Raw genomic sequence first — 15435 nt, forward strand, 5'->3', positions numbered from 1 at the left:
ATTAAAACTTAGGGTCACGCATCTGAACCAACGTGCTGTTTGCCTTGGCGAGGCTATCAGCGATTTTACCCATCACCGTTGGAATCAGAGTCTCAGCCATTTGTGCCGCCTGCAAACCCAGTTTTTCACCAAATGTAGGACGTTTGCGGGTATTGATCATATAGACATCATGTTTTGGTAATAGACTTAACAAATATTCATCAGAAGTTTGTAATTTATCAACCAAGTTCAATTCACGTGCATCTTCACCATACCAGTGCTCACCTGTTGCAACCTTAGCAACATCTAATTGTGGACGATACTTCTCAACAAAGTGCTTAAATAAAGAATGTGTTTGTTGTAACTCTTCTTCAAATTTCGCTTTACCTTCTGGCGTATTCTCACCAAACATCGTCACAGTACGTTTGTATTCACCCGCAGTATACAGCTCGAAATCAACATTGTGTTGTTTCAATAAACGATTGAAGTTTGGAACTTGAGCAACCACTCCTATCGAACCTACAACCGCAAAAGGAGCAGAAATAATTTCATTGGCAATACATGCCATCATATAACCGCCACTTGCAGCGACTTTATCCACACAAATCGTGACATTAAAACCGGCATCACGTAAACGAACCAATTGAGCAGCAGCTAGACCATAACCATGAACCATACCACCAGGGCTTTCTAAACGTACAACGACACGGTCATGTCCTGCTTTTGCAGTTGCTAAAATTAAAGTAATTTCTTCACGAATAGTATCTACCCCAGATGCTTGCACATCACCTTTAAAGTCAAGCACATAAATTTTTTGATCATTCTTTTTTCGAATCTTTGCTTCTTTAGCAAGTTGTTGAACGAGTTGTAGTAATTCCAAACGAGATGCTGTTGTTTGTGCAATTCTTTTTCTTTGTTCATTCACACGCGCATTTAAATGACTAATACGAATTTCAGCAGGAAATTTAGGTAAATGGAATAACATAAAGTAAGTGCTCTATAAGTTCGGCTTTATTCGACTAAGATGTGGCCTGTTGAATAAAAATTCAATAGTGATTTTGCAAAATAGATTCATTTTCATCTATCTCATAAAAAAAGAGCCCGAAGGCTCTTTAATTTATTAAGCAAGAATCAACCAAAACGACCCGTAATATAAGCTTCAGTCAATTGATGATCAGGCTGAGTAAAGACTTTTTCAGTTGAATTGACTTCGATCAAATCACCTAAATGGAAGTAAGCAGTACGATCAGAAACACGTGCAGCTTGTTGCATCGAGTGAGTTACGATCGCAATGGTATACTGTTCAGAAAGTTCTGAAATCAACTCTTCAATTTTTGCGGTCGCAATTGGATCCAGTGCTGAACATGGTTCATCCATTAAGATGACTTCTGGACTTACAGCAATAGTACGCGCGATACATAAACGTTGTTGCTGACCACCTGATAAACCAGTACCTGGTTGGCTGAGACGATCTTTCACTTCTTCCCACAGACCAGCTTTACGTAAACTGTTTTCAACGATTTCTTCCAAATCGTATTTATCGCGAGCTAAGCCATGTAGCTTAGGACCATAAGCTACGTTATCGAAAATTGATTTAGGAAATGGATTCGGTTTTTGGAATACCATACCAACTTGCGCACGTAGTAGAACCACATCAAGATTTGGATCATAAATATCTTGATTATCTAGAGTGACTTTACCTGTTACGCGACAAGTATCAATCGTATCATTCATGCGATTCAAAGTACGCAAGAAAGTCGATTTACCACACCCTGATGGACCAATAAAAGCAATCACTTCATTTTGATAGATATCAAGATCAATACCTTTAATCGCTTCAGTTTCACCATAGTAAACATGAACATCTTTGGTCGTGATTTTTACTTCATTGCTTTTAGGCTTTTTATTTGATGAAGCCGTTTCAAACTGAGAAACAAAAGCAGTATTAGATTGCTGAACTTGTGCTTCAGATGAATTCGATTCTGTTTGCTGTGGATTCACTGACTTATCCTTTTCTAATGCGTTCATAATTTCAATCGTATTCATTGTACTCTCCTCAACTACCAACGCACTTCAAATTTCTTACGAAGCCAAATTGCAAGGCTATTTAAACCAATCATTAATGCAAGTAACACAATAATCGCAGCAGCAGTACGTCCTTCAAAGAAGTTACGTAACTCATTTCCCTGCCATAAATAAACTTGTACAGGTAAGGCTGTTGCCTGATCCAGTGGCGTAGCTGGAACACTCGCAACGAAAGCACTCATACCAATTAATAGTAATGGTGCGGTTTCACCCAAAGCATGTGCAACACCAATAATTGATCCTGTCATGATACCCGGTAATGCCAATGGTAATACGTGATGGAACACTGTTTGAACTTTTGATGCACCTAAGCCAAGCGCTGCCTGACGAATTGAAGGTGGCACAGCTTTTAATGAAGCACGTGTGGTAATAATCACGGTTGGTAAAGTCATGAGACTGAGTACCAGACCACCAACCAACGGTGCAGACAATGGTAAATGCATCCAACCAATAAAAATCGCCGCGCCGAGTAGACCAAATACAATCGAAGGTACAGCAGCCAAATTGTTGATATTGACTTCAATGATGTCAGTCATGATGTTTTTAGGTGCAAATTCTTCAAGATAAATCGCACTTGCAACCCCGATTGGAATTGAAATCAAGATTACAATCAACATCATGAATAACGAACCCATAAACGCGCCCGCTAAACCACTTGTTGCTGGTGAGCTACGAGAATCTGGACTGATAAATAAATTCGTATTAAATGTATTTTCAATAATACCATTTGCTTTTAGTTTATCTGCAAGTTGACGAACTTCTGGATCAAGCTGCTGTTGGTCATCTGGTAAAGAACGATCAATATTACCTGCTAACCACACATCCACATTGGCGTCCGCTAAGAATTTAATCTCTTCTTTAGTACCAATTAATGCTGGATTCTCAAGCACCATGTCACGTAAACGATAGGCTTCTGAACTCGTGTACAAACTATTCAAATAATCACGTTGTGACTCAAGTGCTGGATCTTTAGCCACAATACCATTAACAATAAGTGCATCCCAATCCACCATGCCCATTTCAGTTTGCCAAGCCACAAAGCGCTCTTCAAAATGAGCAGGTGTCTCACCAGCAGTCTGCTTTGGCTTTGCTCCTACATTAATAATTGCAGGATCAAAATACACAGGAACGGTCATACTACTTTGCCAAAATGAAGGCAAACCTTTTGCTAAAATGCTAACGAACAATAAAGCAACAAATGCAAGACCAATCATCACCGCAGAGAAACCTGCAAAGCGAAATGCCTTTTCTTTACGATGACGCTTTGCTAGAGAGCTTTGAATGATTGCTTTACGCTGCTTACGTTGTTCAGCAGCTACTTGTGGATCAAATACGTTCTGATCCAGAGGAGATGTATTTGAACTCATTCGTATTGCTCACGATATTTGCGCACGATATATAGTGCAATAATGTTTAAACCCAAAGTAATCACAAACAAAGTTAAACCAAGTGCAAATGCCACCAATGCTTGTGGACTCGCAAAATCTGTATCACCAGTTAACTGTTTAACAATGGTTACGGTCACTGTTGAAACCGCTTCAAATGGATTTGCATGCAATAATGGACTATTCCCTGCTGCAAGTACCACAATCATGGTTTCACCTACAGCACGAGACACTGCAAGTAGAAATGCCCCTGTAATACCCGGTAATGCTGCTGGTAATACAACTTGGCGAATCGTTTCTGATTTGGTTGCACCTAAACCCAATGAACCATCACGTAACGCGCGAGGAACTTGAGTAATAATGTCATCTGAAAGCGATGAAACAAATGGGATGATCATAATCCCCATGACAAAACCCGCAGTCAGTGCACTTGTTGCATTAATATCAATACCAACAATTTCACCAATCATTTTGAAGAATGGACCAATGACCATTAAAGCAAATACACCATAAACGATGGTTGGAATACCCGCTAATACTTCAATTGTTGGCTTTGCCCAAGAGCGTAAGTTTGGAGATGCATATTCAGCTAGATAAATCGCAATCATCAATCCCACTGGTACTGCAACTAATAATGCAATACCACTGACCATTAAAGTACCCCAAATTAATGGCAAGATACCGTAACTTCCCTCTGCATTACCTGACGTGCTAAAACCTGGATTCCATTCTGTGCCAAAGAAAAAATCTGCTGGACTAACAAAACGGAAGAAATGTAATGCTTCACTCAACATTGACAGTACAATACCAATCGTTGTGAGAATCGCTACACCAGAACATAGGATCAAACCAACATTAATGGCTTTTTCAACCTGATTACGAGCACGAAATTGCTGACTCACATGACGCTTTGCCCAAACTAAACCTGCTAAACCAGCACTAATTACGATTGCCAATTTTGCAAAAGAACCTATGGTTTCAAATTTAGCAAGTTGTTGTGCAGCTGCTAGCTCATAAGCTGCTGGATGATCTGTAACCCCAAAACCAGAGGCAATCGCTTGAACACGATCGATTAAAACCTCACGGCTTGCTTCATCTAAAGTTGCACTGACCGATGCTGGAATATTGTTAAAAATAATATGTTGAAGGACACTTGGTTCGACCAAGTTCCAAATGATCAAAATTAAAAAAGCAGGAACACCACACCACAAAGCGACCAACGCACCATAATAACCTGGACGTGAATGCAAAGTTGCTGAGTTGTTTCCCTTACCTGCTAGGTTACGGCTTTTGCTCAGCCCGATTTGATATGCAATTGCCACAAGGGCTAATAACACACCGATAAGTAGCAGATTCATGTAATCTCCACTGTTTTCTCAATTTTCATCATTTGAAAAAACTTAGTTAGACAAAAAGGCTGATGAACCTAAGTCGCACCAGCCTCCCTTTTAACAATATTACTTAACTGTTTTACCCGCTTTGAAATCAGCTAGAACTTTTGCACGTTCTTTATCGCTCATACTGATCAAGCCAGCTTTTTCTAATTTAGAACCTTTACCAGAAGCTTTCTTATTTAAGAAATATTCTACGTATTGTGGTAAACCTTTAATTGATTTTAAATGCTCGCCTTTCACATAGAAGTAAAGTGCACGAGATACTGGGTATTGACCACTTAAAACTGTTTTCTCAGAAGGTAATACACCATTTACTGTCGCAACACGTAATTTATCGCGGTTTTGGTCATAGAAACCTAAACCAAATACGCCCACTGCATTAGGAGAAGTTTTTAAACGAGCAAGAGTTTCTGTATAGTCACCAGCGATTTCGATTACGCGACCATCTTTACGGAATGTAGAGCACGCTTTTTTCTGAGCTTCTTTATCTAAGTTTTTGAAATAAGCAAATGATTCACAACCCGCTTCAACCATTTTTTCTTGGAACACTTCACGCGTACCATGGTTTGTTGCTGGAATAACTAAAGTAATCGGTTCATTTGGTAAGTCATCATCAATTTGGTTCCATCGTGTATATGGGTTTGGAACCAATTTACCACCTGAAGGAAGCTGTGCAGCCAATGCAGTAAACACATGTACTGGATCTAAGTTATAAGCACCCTTTCTTGAGTTAGACGCAAATACAATACCGTCATAACCAATTTTGATTTCTTGAACTTGATTTACGCCTGCTTTTTTACATGCAGCAAGCTCAGAATCTTTAATTTTACGTGAAGCGTTTGCAATATCGATGGTATTATCGCCAACACCTTGACAGAATTGCTTTAAACCACCTGAAGTACCACCTGAACCAACAACGGGTGCTTTAAATTGCGGGAAGGTATTCCCAAAGTCTTCAGCAACAATACTTGCATATGGCAATACAGTTGAAGAACCAGCGATTTGAATCGTATCACGAGCTGCATTCGCAGTTGTTGCTACGGCTACTCCAGATACAGCTAATGCAATTGCGATATGACGTGGATTTAAGCGCATTCTGTTTTCTCTCATTTATACAATTTGATTTACAACTCTTTTTAATTCAAGTGTTGTACTTTAGTTAACTGCATTTTGAGGAGATAATATGACAATTAAGTGACAACTTTATGACGCTTTTATGATGATCATTTTTTATTTGAAAATTTTCAGTCATAAAGAAAAGAATTTTTTGATAAAAATAGCAAAAGAAAATTATCTTAATGATTGTAATTTATAATTTTTTACTTAAAACACGACATATAAGAAATCAAACTAGAAATACAAATTTGACGACCTTAGTAATGAAAACTATATGACAAATGTCTATGTAATATTAGTTTTAATCCGTCGACTTGGTTCTAAATGAAATAAAATCAGGTTTCCAATAGCCATTTACACGTCTATCTTAAGCTATTCCGAAAATTACTTGAGATTAAATTAAAGGTATATTCAGATAAGCTAAATCTTTCCAAGCTCAATCTCACAGACTAAAAAATAAAAAAGGCACATGAATGTGCCTTTCTCTTAGAAAGCAAATCGATTAGTCAATCGCTGGAACATAAGTTCCTGCGACAATTGCATCTTTAATACGATCAGCTTCTGCCAACACAAGTGCAAGCAAGTTTTGAACGTTTTCAAGCGTTGCAACTGGGCTTAAAGTGGTCATCTTCAATGATTGAACATTACCCACTTTGGTTACACCAATATTCGCCTCACCACGAGCAAACAATTCATCTGCCACGTTTTGGTTTAAGCTATCGATAAATTCAGCAGGATAAGCTTCTGGTACGACACGGAACAGGACTGAAGCGAATTGTGGTTCAACCAACAATTCAAGACCCGCTGTTGCTTTAATATAATCTGCAACTTCACGTGTTAATTTCACACCATGATCAATCATTGAACCATAAAGCTCTTCGCCTAATGCTTCAACCGTCATCCATAATTTCAATGCATCAAAACGACGTGTCGTTTGTAATGATTTAGACACAAGGTTAGGTACACCATGTTCTTCATCATAAGCAGAGTTTAAATATTCTGCTTCATAATGCATAAAGCGATAGTTTGCTTCGTCTTTCAACAAGAAAGCGCCACAGCTAATGCTTTGGAAATAATGTTTATGGAAATCAAGTGTGATTGAGTCGGATAATTCAATACCATCTAACATTGCACGATGGTCATTGGAAAGAATCAGTGCACCACCCCAAGCCGCATCAATATGCATCCATGAACCATACTTGGTGGTAATTTCACGGATTTTCTTGAGCGGATCAATCGCACCCGCATCGGTTGTACCTGCTGTCGCTACCACACATGCTACGATTTTGCCTTCAGCCTGAAGATGCGCCATAGTTTTTTCCAGTGCATCCACATCCATCTGTGCATTTTCGTTCACAGGAACAGTGACAACAGACTGGAAACCCATACCCATCATTGCCATGTTCTTTTGCACAGAGAAATGTGCATTTTCAGAACAGATGACTTTGACGTTCTTCATTGCTTCTGCTGGAATACCATCACGCTGAACTGACCACGGCTTGCCGTTTTCATCTTGCCAGTTTTTCGAGATGCACCAGTCACGCGCCAGTAACACACCCATCAGGTTTGATTGTGTACCACCAGAGGTGAATACACCTGCTTGACCTGCGCCATAGCCCACTTTTTGGCGTAACCAATCAATAAGCTGAACTTCCATCAATGAACCCGCTGGGCTTTGATCCCATGAATCCATAGATTGGTTCGTTGCATTGATTAACACTTCCGCAATTTGGCTCATCACCATCGTTGGGCAATGCAAATGTGCAAGTGAGTGTGGATGATGTACTTTTAAACTTTTGTTGAGGAAAAGCTCAACCATACGTTGTAATGATTGTTGTACACCTAAACCTTCTTTTGATGGATGAAAAGAAATTGCTGCACGCAAATCTTTAATACTTCCACCTGTGTACATTTTATCATTTTGCAACCATGCTGAAACGGCTTTAACCGCTTCGCCCATTGCTGACTGATAGTCAGCAATGGATTGTGCATCATTGCAGAGTAACGCTTTACGATGTTCTGCAAAATCAACCATGGATTAGCCTCGTACTGCTTTTAATGCTTCAGCAATCGCTTTTTTGAAGCGTGCAACCACTTCAACACATTCGTCTTGATTGATGATAAGTGGGCAAAGTAAACGAATTACAGTACCGTTACGACCACCTTTCTCAAGCAATAACTTGTTGTTGAAACACGCGGTTTGAATTGCCGCAGCCAATTGTGCATCAGCAGGAAGTGAACCCATATGGTCAGCTGGTTTACGCTCATCAACGATTTCAACGCCGATCATCAAACCACGACCACGGACATTACCGATACATGGGAATTCTTGAGCTAACTTTTTGAATTCAGCTTGTAAGAAATCACCACGCTCTTGCGCATTTTGAGCTAGGTTTTGTTCAGAAATAGTTTTTAGAACCATTAAACCTGTACCCATTGCCAACTGGTTGCCACGGAAAGTACCCGTGTGACCTGCTGGCTGCCAAGCATCAAACTTACGCTTAATACCAAGCACGGCTAATGGTAAACCACCGCCTACAGCTTTTGACATCACCACAACATCAGGCTCGATACCTGCATGTTCAAAGGCAAACATTTTACCTGAACGTGCAAAACCAGCTTGAACTTCGTCCAAAATTAAAACGATGTTGTGCTTTTCAGTCACTTCACGAATTTTTTGTAACCACTTAACAGGTGCAGTTACGACACCGCCTTCACCTTGAATTGCTTCAAGAATCACAGCAGCAGGTTTCGTTACACCACTTTCAACGTCTTCGATGAAATTTTCAAAGAAGTAAGTCAAAGCATCAACACCCGCTTCACCACCTAAACCAAGTGGGCAACGATATTCATGTGGATATGGCATAAACTGAACGCCAGGCATAAGACCATTCACGGCATTTTTAGCACTCAAGTTACCTGTCATCGACAGTGAACCATGAGTCATACCGTGGTATCCACCTGAAAAACTGATCACAGAACTACGACCAGTATATGTTTTAGCAAGTTTAATCGCCGCTTCTGTAGCATCTGCACCAGATGGTCCACAGAACTGTAAGCAATATTCTTCTTTACCGCCTGGCAAGTAAGCCAAAAGTGCTTCAGTAAAAGCATCTTTTAAAGGAGTCGTTAAGTCTAAAGTATGCAAAGGCAAGCCACTTGCCAATGTATCTTGAATACTTTGAATCACCGCAGGATGATTATGACCTAAAGCCAATGTTCCTGCCCCAGCTAAACAGTCGAGGTATTGAGTACCCTCAACATCTGTAACCCAGCAGCCCTGTGCTTTCGCTATCGCTAACGGTAATTTACGTGGATAACTACGAACATTTGATTCCATCTGACTTTGGCGAGTCAAATAATATTCGTTGGATGCATTAGCGGCAGGGTTTACGGAAGTAACGCTCATATCGAATTACCATCTCTGATATGGGTAAAAGAAATAAGTCTGGTGACTTGCGGTCGTTTGACTCGGTGCTTTTTAGAATCTAGTGCAGACAAAATGTTTTATATCTTTCAACTAGGTGCGAGATGATACCTAATTTTGAAATAAAATAAACTCTTTTTATGCCTGACATTCATCTAATATTATTGAAAAAATGTTTCTTTCAATTAACTATGATGAATTATCATCATACTATGTGACAAGCGAAAGAAAGTATGCTTTTTTTATCTACATATTAATTTTTAGATAAATGGTCAAAACCATCATCATAACTATTTATTATTTAAATATTTTTATTTTATTTTCTCATTGCAAAACATCTCAAATTTATTACAAAGACACCACAAAATCTGCAGAAGTTCAACATCAGTTCTTTTTAATATGAAAGTTGTAAAAATAATTTGTTAATCGTCACTTTAAGGAAAAATTTATGCGTACTTTAGCACTCGCTTCGATGATGTTAGGTGCAGCTCTCAGTTCAAGCGCATTTGCCCAAGATTCCAACCAATTAAACTATAATATCGTCAATATCCAAGCTGATGCATCACGCCAAGTTGCCAATGATCAAATGCAGGCAGTTCTGTACATCGAAAAGAGTCATAAGCAACCTGCAGAACTCTCAAATCAAATCAATCAACTGATGAATCAAGCTCAAGCTCTTTCTCGGAAATATTCTCAAGTCAAAGTCGAAACGGGTGCTCAAAGCACTTATCCTGTTTATGACAATGACAACAATAAATTAAAAGAATGGCGTGCCCGTGCAGAAATCCAGTTAGAAAGTAAGGACTTCAAGGCGGCAAGTCAGCTAATCAGTGAACTACAACAAAATTTTCAAACTCAATCTATTAACTTTACCGTATCTGATGAGCAACGAAAGAAAGTTGAAAATGAGTTAATGATTGAGGCTTCTAAAAACTTCCAACAGCGTGCTCAATCAATCACGCAAGCGTGGAACAAAGCACAATATAATCTTGTCAGTTTAAATTTAAATACCAGCAATTACTTCCCTCAACCCATGATGCGTGGTGGCGTTGCAAAATTTGCAATGGCTGAGGCAGCTCCAGCACAAGACATGGCGGCTGGTGAATCGAAAATTACTGTCAGTGCCAATGGGTCGATTCAGTTTAAATAAAATCGTAGGAGCGTATCGCATACGCTCTCCTAACATTTATTTTTTTAACGGCAAGGCATATTTAAAAATACGTCCGACAACTTCACCAAATTGCTTTACAAAGCTGGCATTGTTGTAATTCAAACCATATTTTTTACAAACCCCTTCAACTTTCGGTGCAATTTGGCGATAACGGCGTGCAGGAATATCTGGGAACAAATGATGTTCAATTTGATGGCTCAAATGTCCCGTCAAAATATGAAATGCTTCCGAGCCAGTCAAATTGGATGAACCACGAATCTGGCGCATATACCAATGCCCACGGCTTTCATCTTGCAGCACTGTTTTAGGAAACACTTCTGCATCTTTGGTAAAGTGACCACAGAAAATAATACTGAATGTCCAGATATTCCGAATACCATTGGCAACCAGATTTCCAGTAAAAACAGGGATTGCCGATGGCCCTGCAATCAATGGGAAAAACACATAATCTTTAAAAAGTTGCTTCGCTATTTTTTTCTGTGCTGGTTGCCATTCTCGTTTAAATTGCGTCATTGATTTACGCTTATAAATCACTTTGCCGAGTTCAAGATTTTGAATCGCAACTCCCCACTGGAATAATAAGCTGAATGGCACAATATAAATCGGTTGAATTAAAGTAAACTTTGTCCAACGTTGTTCGGGAAATAAACGAAATACACCATAACCCACATCATCATCCATACCTTTCACATTGGTATAAGTATGATGTTTGTAGTTATGCGTTTGACGCCAATTATCTGAGGTTCCAACGGTATCCCATTCGTAAGTCTGACCATTAAATTTTGGATCATTCATCCAGTCATATTGTCCATGCATCACATTATGACCTAACTCCATGTTTTCCATAATTTTGGCAAAACCCAATAGCCCCGTTCCTAACAACCATGCTGGTGGAAACCATCCTGCAAACAACAAAGCTCGTCCGAGTAAGCTGCTATAACGGATTGAGGAATAAACACGGCGAATATACTTCGCATCTTTTTCGCCTAAGTCATCTAATACTTCTTGCTTGATCTGATCTAATTCTCGAGCAAAAGCTTCTAATTCTGAAGCAGTTAAATCACGATTTTTAGGATTTTTAAAATATTCAATTTTAACAGGCATATTCATAATTAATTTCTCATTTACAGATCAATCACTAGATCAGACTGAGCGGAATTTACACAAATTTTTAATAGTTGAGCTGGTTCATGATTCGCTGAACCATTCAACAAATTCTTCGTTGAGCCTTGCGCTTTAGTGCAGGCGCATTTATTACAAATGCCCATACGACAACCATGATTAGGTTTAATCCCTTGATGTTCCAAACTAGAAAGAATGGATTGCCCTTTAGGTATCGCAACTGTTTTGTTGGATTGAGTCAATCTCACATTTATAAAACCAGTTTCCGAAGCATCCACATCAAATTGGCTTAAACTAAAAGCTTCGGTTTGAAGCAAAGCAGCACAAGAAAATAATTTTTCTGCTGTACTTACAAAACCCGATGGACCACAGGCATATACAGTGGTTTCATTTAAAGCTGAAATTTGATCAACATAACTCTGGTTCAAGCGTTGATCTTGTTCTTGGGTATAGAAAATCTGATAACTGAAATTTGGAAAGTTTTCTGCGATCTCTTTTAAATAATCTGTGTATGCAGCGTCCTGATGAGTTTTGACCCAGTACATAAGTTGTACAGAAGTTTTGTTCAATTGCTTGGTCTGACTCAAACTTTCGATCAAGCTCAACATCGGTGTAATACCACTGCCCGCAGCAAGTAAAAGTAACTTTGGTGTCAGAATACTCTGTTGCATATCACCATATGGTTGTCCCAAACGAAGGATATCTCCAACTTGGCTTTTTTCGACCAACCATGAGCTGACCAAACCTTGATCAACTTTTTTGACTGTTAAGCACAGATGATCAGCATCTAACTGCATCAGACTATATGTTCGTTCGTAATGACGACCTGCAATTTCAACCGTTACAGGATGGTGTTGCCCTGCGAGTCCACGTGCTACATGACGATTACATTCTAAAATAAGGCTAACTGTATCTTTAGCTACCGTTTGTTTTTTTACAACTTTGGCGAGTGATTGATTCAAAGACCACAGTGGATTGATTTTTTGTAGCCAAAAATTGGCATCATGGTTCGTAATTACGCTTTGGGCTATTGAATTGAATAGAGAAATTCTCTTTTCGACTGCTTGCATGAGCGGGAACTCTGATCATTTTTTAATTATTATACATATGTATATATATTTGTATATATATTCGTATAAAAATTTACATTTCCCAAGTAGTCAGACAATCGCTATAATCCCGAGTAGCTTACTTATATTTTGAAAATAATGGTTCAGTCTTCTACTTTTTTACCGCTCGGTCATGACTCACTAAATGAACAAGATGCCATTGCTATGAAATCTCCTGTACGTTTGGTTGGAAGAAAAGCAACCATTACCAAAGAAGAACTTTTTCAGGCGACACTGAATTTAATTGGTCCACAAAAAAGTATTGCATCTTTGAGCTTACGTGAAGTAGCGCGTGAAGCAGGCATTGCACCAAATAGTTTTTATCGACATTTTAAAGATATTGATGAACTGGCTATCGCTCTCATCGATCGTGCAGGTTTGGTATTACGTAAAATCATTCGCGAAGCGCGTTTACAGGCATCTATGCAGCAAAGCATTATTCGAAGTTCAGTTGAAGTTTTCATTCAACAGTTAGATGCCGATGAAGGTTATCTCAGCTTATTATTACGCGAAGGATATACGGGCTCAACCTCATATAAACTCGCTGTAGACCGTCAGCTAAATTTCTTTCAGCAAGAATTACAAGAAGACCTGATTCGCCTAGAACAAATGAATAATAGTAAAATCAGTCATGCTGACATTGCAGCTAAAGCTATTACCCAATTGGTATTCAATATGGGTGCAAAAGTGATTGATTTACCTGCTGAACAACGAACTGACGTTGCAGAGCAAACCATGGTAATGATTCGTATGATTTTAGAAGGTGCCCGTCATTTCGATAAAATGGAAATTGATTAAGCAATTTCATCAGCATAGACTATCTTCATTTGGTATATATCTTTGTCATTTATCATAACTACAAGCAAATTTAGGCATACAGATCATGACCCTTCTCAATGACCGTCAAAGTATCATCGCCAGTTTTATTCTGATGTTTTTATTTTTAATGATGGTCATTCCCCTGCATTTGTTGCCTAGTTTTTTTGCAGGTTTCTTGATTTTCGAAATTATTAACAGTCTAAGCTCAATTGTTGAAAAACATATTGATGGACAACGTGCGCGTATCTTTTTCAGTATTATTCTTGGAATTTTGACCACATTTTTGATTGGATTTTTTATTACTAGTTTAATTAGCTTTGTGATCTATGATTTAAAAGGAACAGGTCTTAACTCGTTTAACTTTAAGATTGATCAAACTCTCATTAAATTCCAAGCTGAAATGAGTCAATATGTCCCTGGTTATCTTCCTCATAGTGTTGCAGATATCAAGAATCAGATTTTGTCCTTCATCAAGAATAATATTTCGATTGTTAAAAATACAGGTACCGATATTCTGCATAACTTAGCGACTATGCTGATCGGTTTGATTGTAGGTATCTTGGTTTCTATTCAGAACTTTAAGCAGCATGCACCACAACCTGTCTTTAAAGCTGCTATTTTGCATCGTATTCAGAAGCTTTCGATTTCATTTAAAAATGTTGTATTTGCTCAAGTGAAAATCTCTTTAATCAATACAGCACTATTCATCATTTTTGTTTTTATCGTTTTGCCTTTATTCCATATCCATTTACCTTTTGCTAAAACACTGACTATTCTGACCTTCATTTTTGGTCTTTTACCTATTATTGGTAACTTAATTTCCAATACTTTGATTATCATGGCTGGCTTAACCATTTCACTCTCAGTAGCAGCCATCGCTTTAGCATATTTAGTCATCATTCATAAACTTGAATATTTCGTAAATGCAAAAATCATTGGTACAAAAATTAATGCAAGTGCATGGGAAGTACTTTTGGCTATGCTAATCTTTGAATCGATTTTCGGTTTGAGTGGCTTAATCGTTGCACCGATTTTTTACGCTTACATTAAATTAGAATGCAAAGATGCTGGTTTGATCTAAACTATATTCGGGCTATTCAGATTCGATAGATCAATCTATCATTGCGACTGATTTAGCAAAGTAATAAAAAGAAAAATGATGATAAGGAAAATTACAAAAGCCTTGCGAATTAAAACATTCATTCAGGCATTCTGCGCTTAAGCTAGAACAGAATGGTTTTTATTCACGATGTTTTCATTACATTATAATTGAATGAGGTAACTATGAATTCTTCAGCAGCGGCTTTAAAAGTTTATACACGTAATAACTTAGATGACTCCATTAAAGAAGCAACAGTCAAAATATTAAATCAAATACTTGCAAATCTTATTGATTTATCCTTGCTCACCAAGCAGGCGCACTGGAATATGCGCGGTAGCAACTTTATTGCCGTACATGAAATGCTGGATATGTTCCGTACTTCGTTGATCACCCATCTGGACAATGTAGCTGAACGTGCTGTACAAATCGGTGGTACAGCCTTGGGCACAACCCAGACCGTAGCGCAAACATCACATTTAAAACCGTATCCTGTGGAAATTCATGCGGTACAGGATCATTTAAAAGAACTTGCCGATCGTTATGCCGTAGTGGCAAACCATTTGCGTGACACGATTGATGAGATTCAGGACCCAATTTCTGAAGATATTATCCATGCCGCTCTGGAAGATCTGGATCAATATCTATGGTTCCTTGAAGCCAATATCGAACAAAAGTAATTTCTTTTCAGCAATAAAAAACGAGGGTCAAATGATCCTCGTTTTTTAT

General features: G+C 38.5%; 13 protein-coding genes. 4 read left to right on the plus strand and 9 right to left on the minus strand.

Going from position 1 to position 15435, the window contains the following annotated elements:
- Position 1 precedes the first annotated feature (1 nt).
- The 7 genes from sohB to M5121_RS02970 form a co-directional block, all read right to left on the minus strand.
- On the minus strand, positions 2-964 hold the full coding sequence (gene sohB, locus M5121_RS02940) for a protease SohB (RefSeq protein WP_249570270.1): 963 nt from the start codon (positions 962-964) through the stop codon (positions 2-4).
- A 146-nt stretch (positions 965-1110) separates the two neighbouring features.
- On the minus strand, positions 1111-2025 hold the full coding sequence (gene pstB, locus M5121_RS02945) for a phosphate ABC transporter ATP-binding protein PstB (RefSeq protein ID WP_112987192.1): 915 nt from the start codon (positions 2023-2025) through the stop codon (positions 1111-1113).
- A 14-nt stretch (positions 2026-2039) separates the two neighbouring features.
- Positions 2040-3431 (minus strand): phosphate ABC transporter permease PstA, encoded by a 1392-nt coding sequence (gene pstA, locus M5121_RS02950; RefSeq protein ID WP_283772252.1) that lies wholly within the window; start codon positions 3429-3431, stop codon positions 2040-2042.
- Complete coding sequence (gene pstC / locus M5121_RS02955) at positions 3428-4807, minus strand: phosphate ABC transporter permease subunit PstC (RefSeq protein ID WP_087546644.1); 1380 nt, start codon at positions 4805-4807, stop codon at positions 3428-3430. The genes pstA and pstC overlap by 4 nt, the downstream gene beginning before the upstream one ends.
- Before the next feature lie 99 nt (positions 4808-4906).
- Complete coding sequence (locus tag M5121_RS02960; protein WP_005157915.1) at positions 4907-5938, minus strand: substrate-binding domain-containing protein; 1032 nt, start codon at positions 5936-5938, stop codon at positions 4907-4909.
- Between the two features lie 523 nt (positions 5939-6461).
- Positions 6462-7994, minus strand: a complete 1533-nt coding sequence (locus M5121_RS02965) for a pyridoxal phosphate-dependent decarboxylase family protein (RefSeq protein ID WP_249570271.1) — start codon at positions 7992-7994, stop codon at positions 6462-6464.
- Positions 7995-7997: 3 nt separating this feature from the next.
- Entirely contained in the window at positions 7998-9368 is a 1371-nt protein-coding gene (locus M5121_RS02970; protein WP_004755817.1) for a diaminobutyrate--2-oxoglutarate transaminase, read from the minus strand.
- Between the two features lie 466 nt (positions 9369-9834).
- Here M5121_RS02970 and M5121_RS02975 point away from each other — a divergent pair, with 466 nt between their 5' ends.
- Entirely contained in the window at positions 9835-10536 is a 702-nt protein-coding gene (locus tag M5121_RS02975; protein ID WP_249570272.1) for an SIMPL domain-containing protein, read from the plus strand.
- A gap of 36 nt (positions 10537-10572) precedes the next feature.
- On the opposite strand, the gene M5121_RS02980 is transcribed toward M5121_RS02975, so the two are convergent.
- Entirely contained in the window at positions 10573-11667 is a 1095-nt protein-coding gene (locus M5121_RS02980) for a fatty acid desaturase family protein (RefSeq protein ID WP_249570273.1), read from the minus strand.
- Positions 11668-11681: 14 nt separating this feature from the next.
- Positions 11682-12749, minus strand: a complete 1068-nt coding sequence (locus M5121_RS02985; protein ID WP_249570274.1) for a ferredoxin reductase — start codon at positions 12747-12749, stop codon at positions 11682-11684.
- Positions 12750-12887: 138 nt separating this feature from the next.
- On the opposite strand from M5121_RS02985, the gene fabR reads away from it, so the two are divergent.
- The 3 genes from fabR to dps all read left to right on the plus strand — a co-directional run bounded on the left by fabR (position 12888) and on the right by dps (position 15386).
- On the plus strand, positions 12888-13586 hold the full coding sequence (gene fabR / locus M5121_RS02990; RefSeq protein WP_249570275.1) for an HTH-type transcriptional repressor FabR: 699 nt from the start codon (positions 12888-12890) through the stop codon (positions 13584-13586).
- A gap of 85 nt (positions 13587-13671) precedes the next feature.
- Positions 13672-14688 carry an AI-2E family transporter gene (locus M5121_RS02995; protein WP_249570276.1) on the plus strand — a complete coding sequence of 339 codons (1017 nt, stop codon included), beginning with the start codon at positions 13672-13674 and terminating at the stop codon, positions 14686-14688.
- Between the two features lie 203 nt (positions 14689-14891).
- The gene (gene dps, locus M5121_RS03000) at positions 14892-15386 is read left to right on the plus strand and encodes a DNA starvation/stationary phase protection protein Dps (RefSeq protein WP_249570277.1); all 495 of its coding nucleotides are present in this window, start codon (positions 14892-14894) and stop codon (positions 15384-15386) included.
- The last annotated feature ends 49 nt before the right edge of the window (positions 15387-15435 follow it).

Origin of the sequence: Acinetobacter sp. ANC5681, assembly GCF_023488045.1 — a bacterium.
Lineage (GTDB): Bacteria > Pseudomonadota > Gammaproteobacteria > Pseudomonadales > Moraxellaceae > Acinetobacter.

Excerpts from the sequence above, each read along its gene's own strand:
- fabR (WP_249570275.1), top strand. The coding sequence starts at position 12,888 with ATGGTTCAGTCTTCTACTTTTTTACCGCTCGGTCATGACTCACTAAAT.
- M5121_RS02975 (WP_249570272.1), top strand. The coding sequence starts at position 9,835 with ATGCGTACTTTAGCACTCGCTTCGATGATGTTAGGTGCAGCTCTCAGT.
- M5121_RS02970 (WP_004755817.1), bottom strand. The coding sequence starts at position 9,368 with ATGAGCGTTACTTCCGTAAACCCTGCCGCTAATGCATCCAACGAATAT.
- M5121_RS02985 (WP_249570274.1), bottom strand. The coding sequence starts at position 12,749 with ATGCAAGCAGTCGAAAAGAGAATTTCTCTATTCAATTCAATAGCCCAA.
- M5121_RS02995 (WP_249570276.1), top strand. The coding sequence starts at position 13,672 with ATGACCCTTCTCAATGACCGTCAAAGTATCATCGCCAGTTTTATTCTG.
- M5121_RS02980 (WP_249570273.1), bottom strand. The coding sequence starts at position 11,667 with ATGAATATGCCTGTTAAAATTGAATATTTTAAAAATCCTAAAAATCGT.
- pstB (WP_112987192.1), bottom strand. The coding sequence starts at position 2,025 with ATGAATACGATTGAAATTATGAACGCATTAGAAAAGGATAAGTCAGTG.
- sohB (WP_249570270.1), bottom strand. The coding sequence starts at position 964 with ATGTTATTCCATTTACCTAAATTTCCTGCTGAAATTCGTATTAGTCAT.
- M5121_RS02960 (WP_005157915.1), bottom strand. The coding sequence starts at position 5,938 with ATGCGCTTAAATCCACGTCATATCGCAATTGCATTAGCTGTATCTGGA.
- pstC (WP_087546644.1), bottom strand. The coding sequence starts at position 4,807 with ATGAATCTGCTACTTATCGGTGTGTTATTAGCCCTTGTGGCAATTGCA.
- dps (WP_249570277.1), top strand. The coding sequence starts at position 14,892 with ATGAATTCTTCAGCAGCGGCTTTAAAAGTTTATACACGTAATAACTTA.
- pstA (WP_283772252.1), bottom strand. The coding sequence starts at position 3,431 with ATGAGTTCAAATACATCTCCTCTGGATCAGAACGTATTTGATCCACAA.
- M5121_RS02965 (WP_249570271.1), bottom strand. The coding sequence starts at position 7,994 with ATGGTTGATTTTGCAGAACATCGTAAAGCGTTACTCTGCAATGATGCA.